19 protein-coding genes are annotated in these 21,782 nt (G+C 74.4%); 13 read left to right on the plus strand and 6 right to left on the minus strand.

Annotated features, from left to right (window positions below):
* Positions 1 to 63 precede the first annotated feature (63 nt).
* The 5 genes from AB8M62_RS05460 to AB8M62_RS05480 all read left to right on the plus strand — a co-directional run bounded on the left by AB8M62_RS05460 (position 64) and on the right by AB8M62_RS05480 (position 5,801).
* Positions 64 to 1,092 (plus strand): Gfo/Idh/MocA family protein, encoded by a 1,029-nt coding sequence (locus tag AB8M62_RS05460; protein ID WP_369068956.1) that lies wholly within the window; start codon positions 64 to 66, stop codon positions 1,090 to 1,092.
* A gap of 213 nt (positions 1,093 to 1,305) precedes the next feature.
* Positions 1,306 to 2,628: an MFS transporter gene (locus tag AB8M62_RS05465; protein ID WP_369053631.1), complete on the plus strand. Its 1,323-nt coding sequence runs from the start codon at positions 1,306 to 1,308 to the stop codon at positions 2,626 to 2,628.
* Between the two features lie 162 nt (positions 2,629 to 2,790).
* On the plus strand, positions 2,791 to 3,873 hold the full coding sequence (locus tag AB8M62_RS05470) for a quinone-dependent dihydroorotate dehydrogenase (RefSeq protein ID WP_369053629.1): 1,083 nt from the start codon (positions 2,791 to 2,793) through the stop codon (positions 3,871 to 3,873).
* Positions 3,874 to 3,963: 90 nt separating this feature from the next.
* Positions 3,964 to 5,586, plus strand: a complete 1,623-nt coding sequence (locus AB8M62_RS05475; protein WP_369053628.1) for an MFS transporter — start codon at positions 3,964 to 3,966, stop codon at positions 5,584 to 5,586.
* Positions 5,583 to 5,801 carry a hypothetical protein gene (locus AB8M62_RS05480; protein WP_369053627.1) on the plus strand — a complete coding sequence of 73 codons (219 nt, stop codon included), beginning with the start codon at positions 5,583 to 5,585 and terminating at the stop codon, positions 5,799 to 5,801. Before AB8M62_RS05475 ends, AB8M62_RS05480 begins: the two co-directional genes overlap by 4 nt.
* A 36-nt stretch (positions 5,802 to 5,837) precedes the next feature.
* Here the strand turns inward: AB8M62_RS05480 and AB8M62_RS05485 are convergent, their stop codons facing one another.
* Together AB8M62_RS05485 and AB8M62_RS05490 are read right to left on the minus strand one after the other, a co-directional pair.
* Positions 5,838 to 6,848 (minus strand): aldo/keto reductase family protein, encoded by a 1,011-nt coding sequence (locus tag AB8M62_RS05485; RefSeq protein ID WP_369068897.1) that lies wholly within the window; start codon positions 6,846 to 6,848, stop codon positions 5,838 to 5,840.
* A 52-nt stretch (positions 6,849 to 6,900) separates the two neighbouring features.
* Complete coding sequence (locus AB8M62_RS05490) at positions 6,901 to 7,491, minus strand: DUF3043 domain-containing protein (protein WP_369053624.1); 591 nt, start codon at positions 7,489 to 7,491, stop codon at positions 6,901 to 6,903.
* A gap of 71 nt (positions 7,492 to 7,562) precedes the next feature.
* Between AB8M62_RS05490 and AB8M62_RS05495 the strand changes: the two genes are divergently transcribed.
* The 7 genes from AB8M62_RS05495 (at position 7,563) to AB8M62_RS05525 (ending at position 15,896) form a co-directional block, all read left to right on the plus strand.
* On the plus strand, positions 7,563 to 9,008 hold the full coding sequence (locus AB8M62_RS05495; protein WP_373694857.1) for a dipeptidase: 1,446 nt from the start codon (positions 7,563 to 7,565) through the stop codon (positions 9,006 to 9,008).
* A gap of 122 nt (positions 9,009 to 9,130) precedes the next feature.
* The gene (locus AB8M62_RS05500) at positions 9,131 to 9,496 is read left to right on the plus strand and encodes a HesB/IscA family protein (RefSeq protein ID WP_369053622.1); all 366 of its coding nucleotides are present in this window, start codon (positions 9,131 to 9,133) and stop codon (positions 9,494 to 9,496) included.
* Positions 9,497 to 9,594: 98 nt separating this feature from the next.
* Positions 9,595 to 10,299 carry a leucyl/phenylalanyl-tRNA--protein transferase gene (gene aat, locus AB8M62_RS05505; protein ID WP_373694858.1) on the plus strand — a complete coding sequence of 235 codons (705 nt, stop codon included), beginning with the start codon at positions 9,595 to 9,597 and terminating at the stop codon, positions 10,297 to 10,299.
* Positions 10,300 to 10,387: 88 nt separating this feature from the next.
* Positions 10,388 to 11,329 carry an aa3-type cytochrome oxidase subunit II gene (gene ctaC / locus AB8M62_RS05510; protein ID WP_369053620.1) on the plus strand — a complete coding sequence of 314 codons (942 nt, stop codon included), beginning with the start codon at positions 10,388 to 10,390 and terminating at the stop codon, positions 11,327 to 11,329.
* Positions 11,329 to 13,107 carry an aa3-type cytochrome oxidase subunit I gene (ctaD, locus tag AB8M62_RS05515; protein WP_369053619.1) on the plus strand — a complete coding sequence of 593 codons (1,779 nt, stop codon included), beginning with the start codon at positions 11,329 to 11,331 and terminating at the stop codon, positions 13,105 to 13,107. Before ctaC ends, ctaD begins: the two co-directional genes overlap by 1 nt.
* A 3-nt stretch (positions 13,108 to 13,110) precedes the next feature.
* A complete protein-coding gene (locus AB8M62_RS05520; protein ID WP_369053618.1) occupies positions 13,111 to 13,512 on the plus strand; it encodes a cytochrome c oxidase subunit 4 in 402 nt (133 codons plus the stop codon).
* A gap of 1,151 nt (positions 13,513 to 14,663) precedes the next feature.
* Positions 14,664 to 15,896, plus strand: coding sequence for a L,D-transpeptidase (locus tag AB8M62_RS05525; RefSeq protein ID WP_369068899.1), 1,233 nt, complete (start codon positions 14,664 to 14,666; stop codon positions 15,894 to 15,896).
* Positions 15,897 to 16,008: 112 nt separating this feature from the next.
* Here the strand turns inward: AB8M62_RS05525 and qcrB are convergent, their stop codons facing one another.
* The 4 genes from qcrB to ctaE form a co-directional block, all read right to left on the minus strand.
* Positions 16,009 to 17,691, minus strand: coding sequence for a cytochrome bc1 complex cytochrome b subunit (qcrB, locus tag AB8M62_RS05530; protein ID WP_369053616.1), 1,683 nt, complete (start codon positions 17,689 to 17,691; stop codon positions 16,009 to 16,011).
* The gene (gene qcrA / locus AB8M62_RS05535; protein WP_369053615.1) at positions 17,688 to 18,716 is read right to left on the minus strand and encodes a cytochrome bc1 complex Rieske iron-sulfur subunit; all 1,029 of its coding nucleotides are present in this window, start codon (positions 18,714 to 18,716) and stop codon (positions 17,688 to 17,690) included. Before qcrA ends, qcrB begins: the two co-directional genes overlap by 4 nt.
* 85 nt (positions 18,717 to 18,801) lie before the next feature.
* Positions 18,802 to 19,590 (minus strand): cytochrome bc1 complex diheme cytochrome c subunit, encoded by a 789-nt coding sequence (gene qcrC, locus AB8M62_RS05540; RefSeq protein ID WP_369053659.1) that lies wholly within the window; start codon positions 19,588 to 19,590, stop codon positions 18,802 to 18,804.
* Positions 19,591 to 19,717: 127 nt separating this feature from the next.
* Positions 19,718 to 20,377, minus strand: a complete 660-nt coding sequence (ctaE, locus tag AB8M62_RS05545) for an aa3-type cytochrome oxidase subunit III (protein ID WP_438822198.1) — start codon at positions 20,375 to 20,377, stop codon at positions 19,718 to 19,720.
* 238 nt (positions 20,378 to 20,615) lie between these two features.
* Here ctaE and trpD point away from each other — a divergent pair, with 238 nt between their 5' ends.
* Entirely contained in the window at positions 20,616 to 21,740 is a 1,125-nt protein-coding gene (gene trpD, locus AB8M62_RS05550) for an anthranilate phosphoribosyltransferase (protein WP_369053613.1), read from the plus strand.
* Positions 21,741 to 21,782: the final 42 nt, after the last annotated feature.

Genomic DNA, 21,782 nt, shown 5'->3' on the forward strand with positions numbered 1-21,782 from the left:
GCCGGCGTGAGCACCAGCACCGCCGCCGGTACCGCGAGCGTCCCCGCCGCCGCCCTCGACCCCGTGCGCGTCGCCGTCGTCGGCTACGGCATCGGCGGCCGCTTCTTCCACGCCCCCGTCGTCGCCGGCGCGCCGGGGTGCGAGCTGGCCGCGGTCGTCACCGCCGACCCGGCGCGCGCGGAGCTCGCGCGCGCCGAGCACGGGGTGCGGACGGTCGCCGCGCTGGAGGAGCTGCCGGCGCTGGGCGTGGAGGCCGTGGCGGTCTCCACGCCGGCGGCCACCCACACCGACCTCACCGAGCGCGCCCTGCGCCTGGGGCTGGCCGTGGTGTGCGACAAGCCGTTCGCCCTCGACGCCGCCGCCGCGCGGAGCACGGTGGAGCTGGCCGCCGAGCTGGGCGTGCCGCTGAGCGTCTACCAGAACCGGCGCTGGGACTCCGACCTGCTGACCGTGCGCCGCGTCCTGGACGAGGGCGCGCTGGGCGAGGTGACGCGCCTGGAGTCCTCGTTCGAGCGGTGGGCGGCCGGCGACCCGCCCGCCGCGGGCGCCGGGCTGCTGCGCGACTTCGGCGCCCACCTCGTCGACCAGGCGCTGCACCTGCTGGGCCCGGTGGAGGCCGTCGCGGCGCAGGCGCGGTCCCTGCCCGGCGGCGGGGAGGACGACTGGCGGGTGCAGCTGCGGCACACGAGCGGCGTCACCAGCGAGCTGTCGGGCTCCTGGAAGCAGGCCGCGCCCGGCCCGCGGTTCCGCGTCACGGGCAGCCGGGGCACGTTCGTGCTGGAGGCGCCGGTGGACGGCCAGGAGGCCGCGCTGCTGGCCGGCCGCACGCCCCGCGGCGAGGGGCGGGCCTGGGGCGTGGAACCGCCGCACCGCTGGGGGTGGCTGCGCCTGGGCGACGGGCCGGTGTCGCGGGTGCCCAGCGAGCCGGGCCGCTGGCCGGAGCTGTACCGGCTGTTCGCGCTCGCGGTGCGCGGGCGCGGGCCGGTGCCCGTCGACCCGTGGGACGCGGTGGCCACGACGGCCGTCGTCGACGCCGCGCGCCGCGCCGCGGCCGAGGGCACGACCGTGGCGGTGACCGACCCGCGCGGCTGAGCCGCCCCACCGCCCGGTGTTCCACATCGTGGGACGGGAGTGTCCGCGGGTCGGGACCACCTGGTGCGCGCGGGTAACCTCCCCGGCGCCCACCGGTCGCAGGCGGCGACCCCGCGCGCCGGCGGGCCCCGCACCGACCCTCCCGCGCCGCACCCGGCGACCGAGCGGGCCGCCGCACGTCCAGCCCCCGTCCAGCGAAGGATCCCGCCCGTCATGGGTCCGTCCCACACCCCGGCCTCCGCGCAGGCCCCCGCCGCGACCGCGTCGCCGGCGAACCCCGTCCGCCGCGTGGCGGCCGCCAGCCTCATCGGCACGACGATCGAGTTCTACGACTTCTACGTCTACGCCACCGCGGCCGTGCTCGTCTTCGGCCCGCTGTTCTTCCCCTCGGAGAACGAGACCGCCCAGACCCTGGCCTCGCTGGCCACGTTCGCCATCGCCTTCGTCGCCCGGCCCATCGGCTCGGTCGTCTTCGGCCACTTCGGCGACCGGGTCGGCCGCAAGACCACCCTCGTGGCGGCGCTCCTCGTCATGGGGATCTCCACCGTGCTCATCGGTGTGCTGCCCACCCACGCGAGCATCGGCAACCTGGCCCCCGCGCTGCTGTGCCTGCTGCGCTTCGGCCAGGGCTTCGGCCTGGGCGGGGAGTGGGGAGGCGCCGCCCTCCTCGCCACCGAGAACGCGCCGCCGGGCCGCCGCGCGCTCTACGGCATGTTCCCGCAGCTCGGCGCCCCGCTGGGGTTCATCACCGCCAACGGCCTCTTCATCGTCCTCGCCACGACGATGAGCGACGAGACCTTCCTGTCGTGGGGCTGGCGCGTGCCGTTCCTGCTGTCGGCCGCCCTCGTCGTGCTGGGCCTGTGGATCCGTCTCAGCCTCGCCGAGACCCCCGTCTTCGCCAAGGCGCTGGCGCAGGACCGCCAGGTGCGCGTCCCGGTCGCCGAGACGTTCCGCAGCAGCTGGAAGCTGGTCGTCCTGGGCGCCTTCTCGGTGATGCTGACCTACACGCTCTTCTACCTGACGACGACGTGGTCGCTCACCTACGGCACGAAGACGCTCGCGTACGAGCGCCAGGACTTCCTGCTCATGCTCTGCTTCGCGGTCCTGTTCATGGCGGCGGCCACCCCGCTGTCGGGCGTGCTCTCCGACCGCTTCGGCCGCCGGCCCGTGCTGGCGACCGCGATGGTCGGCGGCGCCGTCGTCGGTCTGCTCACCGGCCCGCTGCTGGGGTCCGGCAGCACCGCCCTGGTCGTGGTGTGGCTGTGCGCCGGGCTGTTCTTCATGGGCCTGGTGTTCGGGCCCATCGGCGCGTACCTGCCGGAGCTTTTCCCCACGCACGTGCGCTACACGGGCGCCTCGCTCGCCTTCAACGCGGGCAGCATCCTGGGGGCCTCGCTCGCCCCGTACACCGCGGTGCGCCTCGCGAGCACCCACGGCGTCGGCTGGGTGGGCTTCTACCTCGCCGGCACGGCCGTCGTCAGCCTCGTCGCGCTCGCCCTGCTGCGCGAGACCCGCACCGCCTCGCTGGAGGACTGACCCGCCCGGGACCGGCCGCGGCCCCCACCGCCCCGCGCCCCCGAGGGCGGTGAGGGCCGCCTACACTCGGGACCCCGCCCCCACCCGCCCGCCGTCGCGGGCCGGTGCGCGAGGCGGGGAGCCGGCGGGGGGCCGGTGCCGCGGGACGGGGGAGCGAGCACGGTGGTCTACCAGGCGCTGTACCGGACGGTGCTGACCCGCATCGACCCCGAGGTCGCCCACCACTGGGCGTTCACCGGCATCCGCGCCGCCGCCCGCGTGCCCGTCGTCCCCGGCCTGCTGCGCCGCGCGTTCGTCGCCGACGACCCGCGCCTGCGCACCCGCGTGCTGGGCATGGACCTGCCCGGCCCCCTCGGCCTGGCCGCCGGGTTCGACAAGGACGGCGCGGCCGTCGAGGCCCTGTCGCACCTGGGGTTCTGCTTCGTCGAGGTCGGCACCGTCACCGCGCTGCCGCAGCCGGGCAACCCGAAGCCGCGGATGGCCCGCCTGGTCGCCGACCGCGCCGTCGTCAACCGGATGGGCTTCAACAACTCCGGCGCCGAGGCCGTCGCCCGCCGCCTGCGCCAGCTGCGCGCCGCCCCGCCGCGCCACCCCGTGGCGGTCGGCGTGAACATCGGCAAGAGCAAGGTCGTCGCCGAGGAGGACGCCGCCGCCGACTACGCGACGTCCGCGCGGCTGCTGGCCCCCTACGCCGACTACCTCGTCGTCAACGTCAGCTCCCCGAACACCCCCGGGCTGCGCGACCTGCAGGCCGTGGAGAAGCTGCGCCCCGTCCTGCGCGCGGTGCGCGAGGCCGCCGACGGCGCCGCCCACCGGCACGTCCCGCTCCTGGTGAAGATCGCCCCCGACCTGTCCGACGCCGACGTCGACGCCGTCGCCGACCTCGCGCTGGAGGAAGGGCTCGACGGCATCGTCGCCACCAACACCACCACCGGGCGCGAGGGCCTGCGCAGCCCCGCCGCCGAGGTCGCCGCCGCCGGCGGGGGAGGCCTGTCCGGCGCCCCGCTGGCCGCCCGTTCCCTCCAGGTGCTGCGGCGCCTGGCCGCCCGCACCAGCGACCGCCTCGTGCTCGTCAGCGTCGGCGGGGTCTGGACCGCCGAGGACGTGGCCGAGCGCCTGGACGCCGGCGCCTCCCTCGTGCAGTCGTACACCGCCTTCGTGTACGAGGGCCCCCGCTGGCCGCGCCGCGTCCTGGAGGGCCTGGCCGCCTCCCGCACCCGCCGCCAGGACGACGCGCGGCGCTGAGCCCGGCGCCGGCCGGTTCGAGTTGTCGTCCCCCGCGGCAGGGGTGAGTGTGCTGGACGGCCCGTCCGCACCACCCCCGCGAGGAGACGCATGAGCCCCACCGGTCCGTCAGGACCCGCGCGCGGGCGCACGCCCGCGCCCGCCCCCGGCCCCGCCGCCGAGCAGGCCGACCCCGCCCGCTGGCGCGCGCTGGGGGTGTGCCTGGCCGTGGGGTTCATGACCCTGCTGGACGTCTCCATCGTCAACGTCGCCCTGCCCTCCATCGAGGGATCGCTGGGCGCCGGGCCCAGCCAGGTGCAGTGGATCGTCGCCGGCTACGCCCTGGCGTTCGGGCTGGCCCTCGTGCCCGCCGGCCGCGTCGGGGACGTCTGGTCGCGGCGCAGCGTCTTCCTCGTCGGGCTGGCCGGGTTCGTCCTCACCAGCGCGCTCGCCGGGCTCGTGCAGTCCGCGACCGCGCTGGCGGTCGTCCGCCTCCTGCAGGGCGTCACCGCCGGCCTGGTCAACCCGCAGGTCCTCGCCCTCATCCAGCAGCTGTTCACCGGCGCCGAGCGCGGCCGCGCCTTCGCCGCGTTCGGCACCACCGTCGGGCTGTCCACCGCCGTCGGGCCGCTGCTCGGCGGGGCGATCATCCAGGTCTTCGGCGTCGAGGAGGGCTGGCGCGGCGTCTTCCTCGTCAACGTCCCCATCGGGCTGGTCCTGCTGCCGCTGGCCTGGCGGTGGCTGCCGCGCGACCGGTCCGCCCGCCCCGACGGGGCCCGCGGCGTGCGGGGCCTGCACCTGGACGTCGTCGGGCTCCTGCTGCTGGCCGCCGCGGTCGTGCTGCTGATGCTGCCGTTCGTCCTGACCACCGGCGAGGACGCCCCGCCCGCGCGCTGGGCGCTGCTGGCCCCCGGTGCCCTCCTCCTGGTGGCCTTCGTCGCCTGGGAGCGCCGCCTGGGCCGGCGCGGCGGCGACCCCGTCGTGCGCGGCGAGCTCGTGCGCACGGGCTCCTTCAGCAACGGCGCCGCGGTGGGCATCACCTACTTCGCCGGGTTCACCGGCATCTTCCTCGTCGTCACCCTGTACCTGCAGTCCGGTCTGGGCCTGTCGCCGCTGCAGGCCGGGCTCGTGCAGACGCCCTTCGCCCTCGCCTCGGCCGTCACCGCCCAGGTCGGCGGGCGGCAGGTCGTGCGCCGCGGCCGGATCACCGTCGTCGTCGGCCTGCTGGTCTCCGCCGCCGGGCTGACCGCCGCCGACGTCGTGGCGGCCACCGCGCAGGGCACCGCCGGCGCCGTCGCCCTCTCGGCGTGCCTGGCGGTCACGGGCGCCGGCAGCGGCCTCGTCATCTCCCCGAACCAGACGCTCACCCTGGCCGACGTCCCCCGGGCCGTGGCCGGTGTGGCCGGCGGGGTCCTGCAGACGGGCCAGCGGGTCGGCTCGGCGGTGGGCGTGGCCGCCGTGACCGCGGTCTTCTTCACCTCGCTGGCCGGGGCGGGCCTGTCCGGGGCCGGCGGCCCCGCCACCGGCACCCCGCCGGCCGACGTGCAGGCCGTCTTCGGCTCCGCGCTGTCGGCCGGGCTGCGGGTGTCCCTGGCGCTGGTGCTGCTGGCGCTCGCGGCCGCCGTCGTCGACCTCGTGCGCCGCCGGCGCACCGGGGAGGACGAGGGGATCGCGCCGCCGCCGGGCCCGCAGCGCGGCGCGCCCGCCGGGCGTGGCCTACGGTCGGGCGGGTGAGGGCGACGAGCTGGACGTGGCGGTTCGAGGACACCGAGGGCCGGCCGGTGGAGGACGAGCGGGCCGCGGCCGCGGTCTTCCCCACCCAGGCCGACGCCGAGGCGTGGATCGGGGAGGTGTGGCGCGGCCTGCGCGAGCAGGGCGTCGAGGTCGCGCGCCTGTTCGCCGACGGCACCGAGGTCTACGGGCCGGTCAGCCTGCGCGTGGCCGACTGACCGGGGCGGGGCCGCGGGGCCCCGCCCCCGCCGTCCTCAGGCCAGCCGCTCCTTCGGCATCCCCTCGAGGGTCTTGCCGGGGTCGTGCTCGACGACGTCGCCCAGCGCCTCGTCGATGCGGCTCATGAGCTCCGCCGGGATGCGCACGCCCGCCGCGCGCACGTTCTCCTTCACCTGCTCCGGCCGGGAGGCGCCGATGATGGCGCAGGCGACGTTGTCGTTCTGCAGCACCCAGGCCACCGCGAGCTGGGACATGCTCAGCCCCAGCTCCTCGGCGACGGGGCGCAGCCGCTGCACGCGCTCGAGCACGTCGTCGCGCATCCAGCGGCTGATCATCTGCTTGCCGCCCTTCTCGTCCGTGGCGCGCGAGCCCTCCGGCAGCGCGCCGCCGGGGCGGTACTTGCCGGTCAGGACGCCCTGGGCGATGGGCGACCACACCACCTGCGAGACGCCCAGCTCGCGGGAGGCCGGCACGACCTCGCCCTCGATGACGCGCCACAGCGCCGAGTACTGCGGCTGGTTCGAGACGAGCTGGAAGCCCAGCTGCTTCGCCAGGGCGTGGCCCTCGCGCAGCTGGTCGGCGGTCCACTCGCTGACGCCGACGTACAGCGCCTTGCCCTGGCGGACGACGTCCGCGAAGGCCTGCATCGTCTCCTCCAGGGGCGTCGCCACGTCGTAGCGGTGCGCCTGGTAGACGTCGACGTGGTCGGTGCCCAGCCGGCGCAGCGAGCCCTCGATCGACTCCAGGACGTGCTTGCGCGAGAGCCCCGTGTCGTTGTGGCCCTTGGGGCCGGTGGGGAAGTAGACCTTCGTCATGATCTCGAGGCTCTCCCGGCGCTGCCCCTTCAGCGCCTGCCCGAGGACGGTCTCCGCGAGGGTGTTGGCGTAGACGTCGGCGGTGTCGAACGTCGAGATCCCCGCGTCCAGCGCGGCGTGCACGCACGCCACGGCGGCGTCGTTCTCCACCTGGGACCCGTGGGTCAGCCAGTTGCCGTAGGTGATCTCCGAGATCTTCAGACCGCTCGCACCGAGGTGTCGGAACTCCATGGCCGCGAGACTAGGCCCGCCGCCCCGCCCGCGGCAGGGCGGCGTGCGCCCCTCAGCGGGGAGCGTGACCCCGGTCGACCATCGGCACGGGCCGGCGCAGGCGGCGGATCTGCAGGGCGCGGGTGACGCCGTAGCCGACGAGACCCCGTTCGGGGGTCTCGAAGCGGCCGGCGACCAGGCGCTTGATCCGCCGGCCCAGCAGGACGCTGTCGACGATGACGACCGCGAGCATCCCGTAGATGACGAGGGTGGTGGCGCCGATGAGCGCGACCGAGCCGGTGGCCGGGGCCAGCATCGAGATGACGAGCGCGACACCGGCGATGATGAGGAAGTACTCCCCGACGTTGCGGCGGGCGTCCACGACGTCGCGCACGAAGCGCTTCTGCGGGCCCTTGTCCCGGTACGGCAGGTAGCGCTCGTCACCGGTCAGCAGCGCCTGCTGCATCCGGGCGCGGTCCTCGCGCAGCGCCTGCTTGCTCGCCGTGCGCGCCGCCTTGCGGTCGGCGGGGACCAGGGGGCGCTGGTTGCGGGCCTGCGCCTCGCTGCGCTTGGGGGTCGGCCGGCCCTTGCCGGCGGTCCTGACGGGCTCGACGGGGGCCTCCACGACGACGGGGGCCTGCTTCTCCTTCGAGCGTCCGAACACGCGCCCAGGGTACGTCACCGGCCACCGCTCCCCGCCCGGGCCGCCGGGTGCGGCGCCGGTAGCGTGCCGGGGTGACGACCACCCCCCTGCCCCCCGCGGGCGCGGACCGCGACGCCGCCCTGCTGGCCGCCTCCGAGGCCGGGGCGCCGGCCGCCCGCGCCGACCTCGAGGCCCTCGTCCGCGTCCCGAGCGTCTCGGCCGACCCGGCGCGCGCCGGTGACGTCGCGCGCAGCGCGGAGGCCGTGGCCGACCTGCTGCGCGCCTGCGGGGTGCCGGAGGTGGGGGTGCACACCGCCGCCGGCGGCGCGCCCGCCGTGGTGGCCCGCCGGCCCGCGCCGGCCGGGCGGCCCACCGTCCTGCTGTACGCCCACCACGACGTGCAGCCGACGGGCGACGCGCGGGACTGGACGTCGGAGCCGTTCACGCCCACCGAGCGCGACGGGCGGCTGTTCGGCCGCGGCACCGCCGACGACAAGGCCGGCGTCGTCGCGCACGCGCACGCGCTGCGCACCCTGCTCCCGCTGTGGGGCGAGGACGGCGGCGTGGGCGTGACCGTCTTCGTCGAGGGGGAGGAGGAGGTCGGCTCGCCGACCTTCGGCGCCTTCCTGGCCGAGCACGGCGAGGACCTGGCCGCCGACGTCATCGTCGTGGCCGACTCCGCCAACTGGCGCGTCGGCGTGCCCGCGATCACCACGACGCTGCGCGGCCTGGTCGACTGCGAGGTGCGCGTGGACGTGCTCTCGCACGCCGTGCACTCCGGCGTGAACGGCGGTCCCGTCCTGGACGCCCTGACCTGCCTGGCCCGGCTGCTGGCCACCCTGCACGACGAGGCCGGCGACGTGGCCGTGGCCGGGCTGGTGACCGGCACCGCCGCCGCCGGGGTCGAGGTCGCCGAGGACGTCTTCCGCGCCGACGCCGGGGTGCTCGACGGCGTCCGGCTGGCCGGGACCGGCTCGCTGGCCGACCGGCTGTGGGCGCGCCCGGCGCTGTCGGTGCTGGGCGTGGACGCCCCCGCCGTCGCCGCGGCGAGCAACACGCTGCTGCCGAGCGCGAGCGCCAAGCTGAGCCTGCGGCTGGCGCCCGGGCAGGACCCGGCCGCGGCGGCCGCGGCGCTGCGCCGGCACCTGCTGGAGCACGCCCCGTTCGGCGCCCGCGTCACGGTCACCGACGGCGAGGCCGGCCGGCCCTTCCGCGCCGACACCGGCTCGCCGGCCCACGAGGTGGCCCGCCGCGCCTTCGCGCGGGCCTTCGGCGTCGGGACCGGTGACGTCGTCGAGGCCGGGATGGGCGGGTCCATCCCGTTCGTGGCCGACCTCGCCGAGCGCTACCCGGGCGCGGCGATCCTCGTCACCGGCGTGGAGGACCCCGACAGCCGCGCCCACGGCGCCGACGAGTCGCTGCACCTGGCCGACTTCGCGCGCGTGTGCGCGGGGGAGGTGCTGCTGCTGGACGGGCTGGCGCAGCTGCTGGCGGGCGGGGCGGGCGCGGTGGAGCGGGCGGGCGCGTCCCCGGCGTAGCCTGGTCGCGCGCCGCACCGGGCGCGCCCGCCGCGGGACACCCGGCGGGAACACGACCGGCGCGGGCGCGGTTGGCACTTGCAGCAGCCCCGCAGTCGACGAGCGAACCGGAGACGATGCTCATGACCAGCACGACGACCGTCACCGAGGACACGGCCCCCGCGCAGGGGGTCCAGCTGACCGACGTGGCCGCCGCCAAGGTCCGCGCCCTGCTGGAGCAGGAGGGCCGCGACGACCTGCGGCTGCGCATCGCCGTCCAGCCCGGCGGCTGCTCCGGCCTGATCTACCAGCTCTACTTCGACGAGCGCGACCTCGACGGCGACGCCGTCCGCGACTTCGACGGCGTGGGCCTCGTGGTCGACAAGATGAGCGCCCCCTACCTGGACGGCGCGACCATCGACTTCGCGGACACGATCGAGAAGCAGGGCTTCACCATCGACAACCCCAACGCGGGCAGCAGCTGCGCCTGCGGCGACTCCTTCTCCTGACGGACCGCTCGCTGAGCGGCCCGGACGGCCCGGCGGCCCCCGCACCACCCGGTGCGGGGGCCGTCGGCGCGTCCGGCGCCCGGCGCGGCCCCGGGCCCGTGCCGCTGGGGGAGTCGAGGTACGACTTCGCCGCGCTGCGCCCGGCGCCGGGGGAGGACCTGGCCGCCGCCGGCGGCGACCTCGACCCGGCCACCCTCGTCGCGGCCTACCGCGCCGGCTGCTTCCCCATGGGCCTGGGGCGCGGCGGGCGCGGCCCGGTCGGCTGGTGGTCGCCGGACCCCCGCGGCGTCCTGCACCCGGGCCGCGTGCACGTCTCGCGCTCGCTGGCCCGCTCCCTGCGCCGCTTCGAGGTGCGCGTGGACACGGCCTTCGCCGACGTCGTCGCCGGCTGCGCCGACCCGTCCCGGCCGGGCGCCTGGATCACCCCCGCCGTCGCGGCCGCCTACCAGCGCCTGCACGAGCTCGGCTGGGCGCACTCGGTCCAGGTGCACCTGGACGGCCGCCTCGTCGGCGGGCTGTACGGGGTGGCGGTGGGGGGCCTGTTCGCCGCCGAGTCCAAGTTCCACCGCGTCACCGACGCCTCGAAGGCGGCCGTCGTGGCCCTGTGCCGGCTGCTGGAGGAGGACGGGACGCCGGGCCGCCTGGTGGACGTGCAGTGGCGCACGGACCACCTGGCCACCCTCGGCGTCGAGGAGGTCCCGCGCGCCGACTACCTGCGGCTGCTGCGGCGCGCGTGCGCACTGCCCCTCCCCGAGGTCTTCACGGCGCGCCCCGGCCCTGGCGGAACCTACGACGGGGGGTAGTCTCCGGAGTGCGGTGACCGCCGCGGACGCGCACCGGTGCGTCCGGACGGGTGACCGCGACCAGAGACCGACCGTGGGAAGGCCGACGTTGGGAACGCGAGACACGGGCGCGACGCCTCGTCGCCGTCCCGCGAAGGGGCTGACCGCCGCTGCGGCAGCCGCGGCGGGCACCCTGCTGCTGGGTGGCTGCGCCGCAGGTGACTGGCCGGCGGCCAGCGCCGGCAACGGCTACCTGATCGACGCGAGCGTCGGCGCGACCGACATGACCGAGCGCATCCAGACCCTCTGGAACGGCTCCTGGATCGCCGCGCTGGTCGTCGGCGTCCTGGTGTGGGGCCTGACGATCTGGGTCGTGGTGGCCTACCGGCGCCGCAAGGGCGACCCGGAGCTGCCGCCGCAGGTCCGCTACAACATGCCGATCGAGATCCTCTACACCATCGTCCCCGTGATGATGGTCGGGGTGCTCTTCTACTACACGGCCGTCGACCAGGCCGCGATCACCGACCGCGGTGACGAGGAGACCGACGTCACCGTCCAGGTCGTCGGCAAGAAGTGGTCCTGGGACTTCAACTACCTCGACACCGACCAGGAGACCCCCCTGGTCTGGGACACCGGCGTCCAGGCCGGCAACACGGCCGACGAGAACGTCGAGGACCGCCTGCCGGTGCTCTACCTGCCGGTGGACCAGAAGGTCCGCTTCGAGCTCTACGCCCGCGACGTCATCCACTCCTTCTACGTCCCGGCCTTCCTGTTCAAGATGGACATGATCCCCGGGTCGCCGAACGAGTTCATCGTGACGCCGACCAAGGAGGGCTCGTACCAGGGCAAGTGCGCCGAGCTGTGCGGTGAGTACCACTCGGAGATGCTCTTCAACGTCGAGGTGGTCTCCCAGGAGGAGTACCAGCAGCACCTGGAGGACCTCGAGGCCGCCGGCCAGACCGGCGCCCTGCCCACCGAGCTCGGCGGCGCCCTGGAGGGCGAGGGCATCGACCCGGGCGGCGACGAGGCGAACAGCGGAGGGAACTTCTGATGGCTACTGAGAGCCTCGGCGCGCCCGGGGCGGCGACCCGCGTCACCACGACGCGGCAGCCGCTCGGCGCGACCACCCCGGTGCGCCGGGGGTCGAAGGTGGCGACCTGGTTCTCGACGACCGACCACAAGGTCATCGGCAACCTGTACTTCGTCACCTCGTTCGCGTGGTTCCTCGTCGGCGGTGTGCTGGCGCTGCTCATCCGGGCCGAGCTCTTCGAGCCCGGGATGCAGGTCTTCACGACCAAGAACGAGTACAACCAGGCGTTCACCATGCACGGCACGATCATGCTGCTGCTGTTCGCGACGCCCCTCTTCTCGGCCTTCGCCAACGCGATCATGCCGCTGCAGATCGGCGCTCCGGACGTCGCCTTCCCGCGGCTGAACATGCTGTCGTACTGGCTGTTCACCTTCGGCGGCCTCATCGCCGCGGCCGGCTTCCTCGTGCCCGGCGGCGCGGCCTCCTTCGGGTGGTTCGCGTACGCCCCGCTCTCGGACGTCGTCCACTCGCCCGGCCTGGGCGGCAACCTGTGGGTGATGGGCCTGGCCTTCTCGGGCTTCGGCACCATCCTCGGCGCCGTCAACTTCATCACCACGATCATCTGCATGCGCGCGCCCGGCATGACGATGTTCCGGATGCCGATCTTCACCTGGAACACGCTCATCACGAGCGTCCTGATCCTCATGGCGTTCCCGGTGCTGGCGGCGGCGCTGCTCGCCCTCGGGGCGGACCGCATCCTCAACGCCCACGTCTTCGAGGCCGCCACGGGCGGCCCGATCCTGTGGCAGCACCTGTTCTGGTTCTTCGGCCACCCGGAGGTCTACATCATCGCGCTGCCGTTCTTCGGCATCGTGACGGAGATCTTCCCGGTCTTCAGCCGCAAGCCGGTCTTCGGCTACAAGGGCCTGGTCTTCGCGACGATCTCCATCGCGGGCCTGTCGGTCACGGTGTGGGCGCACCACATGTACGTCACCGGCAAGGTGCTGCTGCCCTTCTTCGCCTTCATGACCATGCTCATCGCGGTCCCCACGGGCGTGAAGTTCTTCAACTGGCTGGGCACCATGTGGCGCGGGTCGCTGACCTTCGACACCCCGATGCTGTGGGCGATCGGCTTCCTGGTCACCTTCCTCTTCGGCGGCCTGACCGGCGTCATCCTGTCCTCGCCGCCGCTGGACTTCGGCCTGTCCGACACGTACTTCGTCGTCGCCCACTTCCACTACGTGGTCTTCGGCACCGTCGTGTTCGCGATGTTCGCGGGCTTCTACTTCTGGTGGCCCAAGTTCACCGGCAAGATGCTCGACGAGGGCCTGGGCAAGCTGCACTTCTGGCTGCTGTTCATCGGCTTCCACGCCACCTTCCTCATCCAGCACTGGCTGGGGGCGGCGGGCATGCCGCGCCGCTACGCGGACTACCTGGTCGGCGAGGGCTTCACGACGATGAACCAGATCTCCACGATCGGCTCCTTCGTCCTCGGCCTGTCGTTCATCCCCTTCCTGTGGAACGTCTACAAGACCGCCCGCTACGGCCAGCGCGTCGAGGTGGACGACCCGTGGGGCTACGGCGCCTCGCTCGAGTGGGCGACCTCCTGCCCGCCGCCGCGGCACAACTTCACCTCGCTGCCGCGGATCCGCTCCGAGCGGCCTGCCTTCGACCTGCACCACCCCGAGGTCATCGGCCGGGACACCCCGACGGGCAGCAAGAACCTGCTGGACCACGTGTACGGCGAGGCGGACCTGTCGGGTCGTCACGAGGACATCGCCGGGAAGAGGGGGAACTGATCCATGAAGGCGGAGACCTGGCTCTTCTCGGGCGGCATCCTCTTCTTCATCCCGATCGGCTTCGTGTACGGCCTGCTGACCCAGTGGGACGAGTGGGTGGGCCTCATCGCCCTCCTGCTCACCGGTGGGCTGGCGGTCCTCATCGGCGCCTACATGGCCGTCACGGCCCGGCGCATCGACGAGCGGCCGGAGGACGACGCCCGCGCCGACATCAGCGAGGGCGCGGGTGAGCAGGGCTTCTTCCCGCCCTACTCCTGGTGGCCGCTGTACCTGGCCCTCGGCGGGGCCATCGCGTTCCTCGGCGTGGCCGTCGGCTGGTGGATGTTCCTCATCGGGATGGTCTTCACGATCCCGGCCATCCTCGGCTGGGTGTTCGAGTACTACACGGGCGAGCACGCCCACTGACGCCGAGCAGCGCTCCACGAGGGCCGCGACACCCACCGGGTGCCGCGGCCCTCGTGCGTGCGGCCCCGTCCGGGCGGTCGCGCTCCGGGGTGGCCCACACCGGTGCCGGCAGGCCCCGCGACCACGTCCGCCAGCCCCCTGCCTCGCGGCGGACCCGTCCCACCGTGCCGGTGCCACCTCCCACCCACGGCGTCGAAGCAGGCTCCCCGAGCCCCAGCGCGTCACGCACCGCGGACCAACGCCGTACGCGTCGCCGGGGTGAGCATCGCTCACCTCCACCGGGACAGCCGCCGGGCCGGGCACGCGGGTCGGGGGCAGGCGCGGGTGCCTCCACCGCGCCTCGACGAGGCACGTCGACGTCAGCGGGCTGAGGGCGTCCGGAGCCCGGCCCACAGCGGCCGCCCGGTCCTCCTCGTCCTCACCGCTCCTCCACCTCGGGCAGCAGGGACCAGGCGCTCGCGCCGGCGGCGCTGGCGTGCCGCACCTGCTCGCGGGTTCCGGGGACGTCGACGCGGGCTCCCGGCGGTACGGGACATCAGGCACGGTGGTCGCGGGCTCTCGGGCAGGGGGTGGGTGGCGACCAGGTGCCGGTGCGGGCGCCCGTCGTCCCTTCCCGGTGGTGTCGCGCGGCCAGGTCCAGCACCGCGGCGGTGAGGTCGTCGGCCGGCCGCGCTGACGGCCGCGGGGGAGACGGTGCGGGAGGCTGCCGAGGCCGCAGCACCCGCTCGGTGGTGCCGCGTGCCGGCGCTCCTCGGGCAGCCGCACCACGCCGTGCGCCTCCAGCGCCCGCGGGTGGTGGTCGACCTCCTGCCGCCCGGTCCCGACCCGGGCCGCCAGCCCCGCGGCCGAGCCGGGACGGTCAGCTCGCGCACCAGCCGGGTCCTCACCGGGTCCGGGGCGGCCGCCGCTGCCCCAGGTCCTACGTCCTCGACGTCCTCGACGTCGTGCCCTCGACGTCCGTCCTCGTGACGGCAGGGGCGGGCGAGGGGTCGGGGGCTCCCGAGCGTCGGGACCCCGCAGCGGCGACCGCTCGGCGCACCGGTGCAACGGACGGGGCCCGGCGAGCGTCCTCCTCCGGGGTCCTCGCGGTGCGACGATGGCCCGGGGGAACGAGACGGGTGCCGCAGCGCGCCCGAGGGGAGGACAGTCCGTTGAGCAGTGGTCGTCGACCGAGCACGCCCGCGCGCCGGGGGGCGCGCGCCTGGGTGCCCGCCGCGCTCGTCCTGGCGCTGGCCGCGCCGCTGGGCGCCTGCCAGGCCGACAGCGGCAGCGGGGGAGCGGCCGCTCCCGCCGCCACGGCGTCGCCCGCGCCGGCGCGCATCGACGTCCTGCCCGCCGACGCGGCGCTCGACGTGCGCTTGGACGCGCCGGTGACCGTGCGCGTCACCGACGGGCAGCTCGACGAGGTCGTCGTCACCGCGCAGGACGGGACGCCGCTGGAGGGCGCCGTCGCCGGTGACGGGCTCACGTGGACCAGCACCGCCCCGCTGCTCGCCGGCGCCCGCTACGAGGTGCGCGCCACGGCGCACGGCTCCGGCGGTGCGCCCGCGGAGCGGACCAGCTCCTTCACCGCCCTGGACCCGGCCGTCACCGCCTTCCCGGCCGTGGCGCCGCTGAGCGGGTCGACCGTCGGCGTCGGGATGCCCGTGATCGTCACCTTCGACGAGGCCGTCGCCGACGACCGGCGCGCCCTGGTGGAGGAGCGGCTGCGGGTGACGACCAGCCCGGCACCCGTCGAGGGCTCCTGGCGCTGGGTGTCGGCCACGCAGGTGCAGTACCGGCCCGCCGAGTTCTGGCCCGCGCAGACCGACGTCCACCTCGACGTCGACCTCGGGAGCACCGAGGTCGCCCCGGGCGTGTGGGGCGTCACCCGCGACATCGACTTCCACGTCGGGGCCGCCGTCGTCAGCCAGGTGGACGTCCAGGCGCACACCCTGACCGTCACGCGCGACGGGGAGGTGCTGCGCACCATCCCCGTCACCACGGGCCAGGACGGGCACGGCGGCAAGTACGTCACCCGCAGCGGCACCAAGGTCGTCATGAGCCTGGAGGAGTCCCGGCAGATGGACGCCGAGACCACCGGGGTCAGCCGGGACGACCCGGAGTACTACGACGTGGCCGTGCGGTACGCGATGCGGCTGACGAACTCCGGGGAGTTCCTGCACGCGGCCCCCTGGTCGGCCGCCTCGCACGGGCGCGCGAACGTCAGCCACGGCTGCACGGGCATGGGCCTGGAGGACGCCCGCTGGCTGTTCGAGCAGTCCTATGTCGGCGACGTCGTCGTCTTCACCGGCACCGACCGGGCCGTCGAGCCCGGCAACGGCTTCGACGCCTGGGGCTACAGCTGGGAGCAGTGGCGGGCGGGCTCGGCGCTGCAGGGCTGAGCGCCCCTCGCACGGCCGGGGGAGGGGCCCCGGCGGGAGCGGGCACGACGAGGGCCCCGGGAGCGGTGCTCCCGGGGCCCTCGTCGTGCTGCGGTCCGCCGACCGCGGGGGCTCAGCCCTGCGTGGTCAGCGAGTTCTGGATCTGCGGGTTCTTGCGGTCCTCCAGCGAGGCGTGCTCCTCGCCCTCCAGCTCACCGTGGTGCTCGGCGTGGCTGGCGGCGAGCTCGGCCGGCGTGACCGGCTCGACGCGGTCCTCGAAGTAGAACTTCGACAGGCGGCGCTGGACGCGGCCGTACAGCGTGTCCGGCCGTCCCGCGTCGACGCGGTCCTCGATCTCCATCGGGCGCTGCACGTCGTGCTGCACGAGGTTCCAGCGCTCGAACTCCGACAGGGGGGCGTGGACCTCGATGAACTCGCCGTGCGGCAGGCGCACGATGCGGCCCGTCTCCCGGCCGTGCAGGGCCTTCTCGCGGTCCTTGCGCTGCAGCCCGAGGCAGATGCGCTTGGTGACGATGAAGGCCAGTGCCGGCCCGACGAACACCAGCACGCGGAACGAGCGGGTGATGTCGTTGATCGAGAGCCCCAGCATGTGGGCCACGATGTCGTTGCCGCCGCAGATCCACAGGATTACGTAGAAGGTGATCGCCATGACGCCGAGCGCGGTGCGGGTCGGCTGGTTGCGGGGACGGTCCAGCAGGTGGTGCTCGCGGCGGTCGCCGGTCGCGGCCTGCTCGATCCACGGGTACAGGCACAGCACCGCCATCACCAGCACGATGATCAGCGATGTCGGGATGAAGATGTTCATCGAGAACGTGAAGCCGAACAGGGTGAACTCGGTCCAGCCCGGCATGATGCGGACCGCCCCGTCCAGCCAGCCCATGTACCAGTCGGGCTGCGAGCCCGCGGTCACCGGTGACGGGTCGTACGCCCCGTAGGCCCAGATCGCGTTGATCTGCACGAAGGCGCCCATGAGGGCCAGCACGCCGAAGACGATGAAGAAGAAGCCGCCGGCCTTCGCCATGTACACCGGGAAGAGCGGGAAGCCGACGACGTTGTCCTCGGTCCGGCCCGGGCCCGGGTACTGCGTGTGCTTGTGGATGACCACGAGCATCAGGTGCACCACGATGAGCGCCAGCATGATCGCGGGCAGCAGCAGGATGTGGATGGTGAAGAAGCGCGGGATGAAGTCCTCGCCGGGGTACTCGCCGCCGAAGACGAAGAAGCTGAGGTAGCTGCCGATCACCGGCACCGCCAGCATGATCGCCTGGGCGATGCGGATGCCGGTGCCGGACAGCAGGTCGTCGGGCAGCGAGTAACCGGTGAAGCCCTCGAACACCGCGAGGATGGCGAGGATGGCGCCGATGACCCAGTTGATCTCGCGCGGCTTGCGGAAGGCGCCCGTGAAGAAGACGCGCATCATGTGCACCACGGTGGCGGCGACGAAGACCAGCGCCGCCCAGTGGTGGATCTGCCGCATGAGCAGGCCGCCGCGGACGTCGAACGAGATCCGCAGGGCCGAGTCGTAGGCCTGGGAGACGTGCTGACCGGCCAGCGGGGCGTAGTTGCCCGTGTAGGTCGTCTCCGCGGCGCTCGGCTCGTAGAAGAAGGTGAGGAAGGTCCCCGTGAGCAGGAGGATCACGAAGCTGTAGAGCGTGATCTCGCCCAGCATGAAGGACCAGTGGTCGGGGAAGACCTTGCGGGCGAACCCGTTGACGACCTTGCTGGCGCCGACGGTGTCGTCCGCGAAGTTGGCGACACCCGTGGCCGCCTTGTCGACCGGTGTCGACGTGCTCATCCGCGCTCCCAGAAGCTCGGGCCGACGGCTTCCTGGAAGCCGTCCTCAGCGACCAGGTACCCCTCGTCGTCCACCACGATGGGCAGCTGCGGGAGGGGTCGCTTGGCCGGGCCGAAGATCACCTTGCAGTCCTGCGTCAGGTCGAACGTCGACTGGTGGCAGGGGCACAGCAGGTGGTGGGTCTGCTGCTCGTACAGGGCCACGGGGCAGCCCATGTGGGTGCAGATCTTGGAGTAGGCGACGATGCCGCTCACACCCCAGTCCGCGGACTTCTCGGTGAGCTCCTCCTCCTCGAGGCGCATGATGAGGACCGCCGACTTCGCCTTCTCGTTCAGCGGGTGCTCGACGTCCTCGATGCCCTCGGGCATGACGTGCACCACGGAACCGATGCTCACGTCGGCGGCGCGGATGCGCCCGCCCTCGGGGTCCTTGACCAGGTAGGTGCCCTGCTCCCACATCGTGGTCGACAGGTCGTCACCCGGCAGCGGACCGGTGTCCCGGAAGAAGAACACCGCCGGCAGGGGGAACAGCGCCAGCGCGCCGATGAGGGTGTTGCGGATCAGCGGCCGGCGGCCCAGCGCCGCCTCGCCCGCGCCCTCCTTGAGGATGGCCACGGCCTTGGCGCGCTCGGCCTCGGTGCCGCGCTGGCGGTGCCGGTGGTCGATGCGCTCGTCGTCGGGCATGAGCGTCTTGGCCCAGTGCACGGCGCCGGCGCCGAGCGCGAACAGCGAGAAGAACATCGACAGGCCGATGGCCTTGGTCGACCAGCTGACCCGCGCGAAGCTGCCGTCGTACTGGATGGCCACGATCGAGACGATGATCCCGATCGAGCCGAGGATCGACAGCAGCAGCAGGACGGCGACCTGCCGCTCGGCGCGCTTGGCCGCCCGGGGGTCGGTGTCGCCCATCCGGTGCCGGTGGGCGGGCAGACCCGGGTTCTCGAAGCGGTCGGGCACGCCGGCGGTCGGCCGGGCGACCGCGGTGCTCTGCCCGTGCGCCTCCTCGGCGCGTTCGATCTGGCTCATGCTCCCTGCCTGTCCTGGTGTCCCGCCCGGTCCGCGGGGGCGGACGCGGTCGTCGTGCTGACCGTGCCGGGGCTCGCCGTCGCGGTCACGACGACTTCAGCCCCAGCCACACCGAGCACCCGATGAGGAGGCCGATGCCGGCGATCCAGGCGAAGAGGCCCTCGCTCACCGGGCCCAGCGACCCCAGCGTCCAGCCGCCCGGGTCGGGGCGCTGCTCGCTGTCGGCCGTCAGCCAGGCGATGATCGCGGTCTTGTCCTCGGGGGCGATGGTGTTGTCGTTGAAGACCGGCATCGACTGCGGGCCGGTCGTCATCGCCTCGTAGATGTAGCGGGCCTCGACGCCGTCCAGGCTCGGGGCGTACTTGCCGGCGGTCAGCGCGCCGCCCTTGCCCTGGGTGTTGTGGCACATCGCGCAGTTGGTGCGGAAGATCGCGGCGCCGCGGGCGATCTCCTCGGCGGTGGCCTCGCTGGTGTCGAGGACGTCCTCGGTGGGGATGGCCGGGCCGGGGGCCAGCGAGGCCACGTAGGCGGCCATCTGGTCGATCTGCTCCTGCGAGAAGCGGATCTTGCTGACCTCCTCGGCCTGCGGGCCGCTCTGCGCGAGCGGCATGCGGCCGGTGCCGACCTGGAAGTCGACCGAGGCGGCGCCGGCACCGATGAGCGACGGCCCCGCGTTCAGCCCGTCGTTCACCTGGCCGCCCTCGGCGTTGAGGCCGTGGCAGCTGGCGCAGTTGGCGAGGAAGAGGATGCGGCCCTCCTCCACGTCGTCGGCGGTGGCGGTGGCGGTGGTCGCCTCCGCCGGGCGGGGCGCCAGCGCGGAGTACAGCCCTCCGACGAGGAGGAGCGCCAGCGCGACCAGCAGGACGACGGCCATCGGGTGGCGTCGCCGGGCGCTGAGTGCGGTGAGGGTCCTGGTCACGGTGGTGGTGCTCGCTTCCGTCGGGAGCTCTCGCGTGGTCGGGGTGCTCAGGTGTCTGTGGCTGTCAGGGGTGCGGCGGCGGTCACTGCAGGACGTAGATGACCGTGAACAGGCCGATCCACACGACGTCGACGAAGTGCCAGTAGTAGCTGACGACGATGGCGCTGGTGGCCTCCTGGTGGCCGAAGCGCTTGGAGGCGAAGGAGCGGGCGATCACCAGCAGGAACGCCACCAGCCCGCCGAGCACGTGGATGCCGTGGAAGCCGGTCGTGAGGATGAAGACCGACCCGTAGGCGTCGCTGGCGATGGTCAGACCCTCCAGCGCCAGCTCGGCGTACTCGAAGACCTGGCCCGCGATGAAGATCGCGCCGAAGACGTACGTGAGGACGAACCACTCCTGCATGCCCCACTTGCCGACCTGCCACAGGCGCCCGAGGCGCCGGGGCTGGAAGCGCTCGGCCGCGAAGACGCCGAACTGGCACCAGAAGGAGGAGATGACGAGGATCGTGGTGTTCACGGCCGCGAAGGGGACGTTGAGCAGCTCCGTCCCGCCCTCCCACAGCCCGGGCGCCACCGACCGGATCGTGAAGTACATCGCGAAGAGCCCGGCGAAGAACATCAGCTCGCTGGCGAGCCAGACGATGACGCCGACCGACACCATGTTGGGCCGGTTCACGGACCCGTGAGCAGGGCTCGGGGTACTGCTCTGGACAGCCTGTGCACTCGCCACGACGGCCATCATGCCCCACGGTCTCGGCGGAGCGCCCCCCGGCCCACCGACATCGTGTCGTAGATGTTGCTCACACCGCCGTCACAGCCCGTGCACGCCGCGGTTGCGCCGTCCGGGTGACCTCCACGTGACCTCCCCGTGACCCCGGAACGCCCCCGCGGGAGCCCGCCCCGGCTCGGGCCGGGCCGCCCGACCGCACGGGTCAGTAGGGTCGGGCGCGACCCCCGCCCGCCGGCCCGAGGACCCCGCCATGACCAGCCCGACCGACCCCGCGCCGTCCCGGCCCGCCCCGCCCCCGGGCGCCGCCGGCCCGACCTGGCCGCAGGTCGTCGGCGCGCTGCTGGCCGGCCGCGACCTGGACGCCGCGACCACGGCCTGGGCCATGGACGAGGTCATGAGCGGCGAGGCGGGCGACGTGCCGCTGGCCGGCTTCCTCGTGGCCCTGCGCGCCAAGGGGGAGACGGTCGACGAGCTGACCGGCCTGGCCGACGCGATGCTCGCGCACGCCGTCCCGCTCGAGGTGCCCGGCCCCGTCGTCGACCTCGTCGGCACCGGCGGCGACCAGGCCCACACCGTCAACATCTCCACCATGGCCAGCCTCGTCCTGGCCGGGGCGGGGCACCGCGTCGTCAAGCACGGCAACCGCGCCTCGTCCTCCTCCTCCGGCTCCGCCGACGTCCTGGAGGCCCTCGGCGTGCGCCTGGACCTGCCGCCCGCGGACGTCGGCCGGCTGGCCGTCGAGGTCGGCATCACCTTCTGCTTCGCGCAGGTCTTCCACCCCTCGTTCCGCCACGCGGCCGGCGCGCGCCGCGGGCTGGGCGTGCCGACGGCCTTCAACGTCCTGGGGCCGCTGACCAACCCGGCCCGCGCCGGGGCCACCGCCGTCGGTGTCGCCGACGCCCGCCTGGCGCCCGTCGTGGCCGGCGTCCTGGCCGCGCGGGGCACCTCCGCGCTCGTCTTCCGCGGCGAGGACGGTCTCGACGAGCTGACCACCACCGGCCCGGCGCGGGTGCAGGTCGTGCTCGGCGGCGCGGTGCGGGAGGTCCTGCTCGACCCCGCGGACGCGCTCGGCATGGCCCCGGCCGCCCTGGCCGACCTGCGCGGCGCCGACGCGCGGCACAACGCCGCGGTGGCGCGGGACCTGCTGGCCGGCCGCCGCGGGCCCGTGCGCGACGCCGTCGTCCTCAACGCGGCGGCCGCCATGGTCGCCGCGGGGGTGCGCGCACCGGGCGCGGCGGCCGCGGACTCCGCCGAGGACCTGGCCGGGGACCTGGTGCAGCACCTGGCCGAGGGGGTGCGGCGCGCCGAGCGCTCGCTGGACAGCGGCGCCGCCGCCGACGTCCTGGAGCGCTGGGTGGCCGCCAGCGCGCGCTGACCCGGCCGGCCGCCGGCTCGGCGCCCGCCGGCTCGGCGCCCG

This window comes from Kineococcus terrestris, assembly GCF_041020755.1.
Lineage (GTDB): Bacteria > Actinomycetota > Actinomycetes > Actinomycetales > Kineococcaceae > Kineococcus > Kineococcus terrestris.

Excerpts from the sequence above, each read along its gene's own strand:
- AB8M62_RS05485 (WP_369068897.1), bottom strand. The coding sequence starts at position 6,848 with ATGGAGTTCCGACACCTCGGTGCGAGCGGTCTGAAGATCTCGGAGATC.
- AB8M62_RS05520 (WP_369053618.1), top strand. The coding sequence starts at position 13,111 with ATGAAGGCGGAGACCTGGCTCTTCTCGGGCGGCATCCTCTTCTTCATC.
- qcrC (WP_369053659.1), bottom strand. The coding sequence starts at position 19,590 with ATGGCCGTCGTCCTGCTGGTCGCGCTGGCGCTCCTCCTCGTCGGAGGG.
- ctaD (WP_369053619.1), top strand. The coding sequence starts at position 11,329 with ATGGCTACTGAGAGCCTCGGCGCGCCCGGGGCGGCGACCCGCGTCACC.
- AB8M62_RS05475 (WP_369053628.1), top strand. The coding sequence starts at position 3,964 with ATGAGCCCCACCGGTCCGTCAGGACCCGCGCGCGGGCGCACGCCCGCG.
- trpD (WP_369053613.1), top strand. The coding sequence starts at position 20,616 with ATGACCAGCCCGACCGACCCCGCGCCGTCCCGGCCCGCCCCGCCCCCG.
- AB8M62_RS05465 (WP_369053631.1), top strand. The coding sequence starts at position 1,306 with ATGGGTCCGTCCCACACCCCGGCCTCCGCGCAGGCCCCCGCCGCGACC.
- AB8M62_RS05500 (WP_369053622.1), top strand. The coding sequence starts at position 9,131 with ATGACCAGCACGACGACCGTCACCGAGGACACGGCCCCCGCGCAGGGG.
- qcrB (WP_369053616.1), bottom strand. The coding sequence starts at position 17,691 with ATGAGCACGTCGACACCGGTCGACAAGGCGGCCACGGGTGTCGCCAAC.
- qcrA (WP_369053615.1), bottom strand. The coding sequence starts at position 18,716 with ATGAGCCAGATCGAACGCGCCGAGGAGGCGCACGGGCAGAGCACCGCG.
- ctaE (WP_438822198.1), bottom strand. The coding sequence starts at position 20,377 with ATGATGGCCGTCGTGGCGAGTGCACAGGCTGTCCAGAGCAGTACCCCG.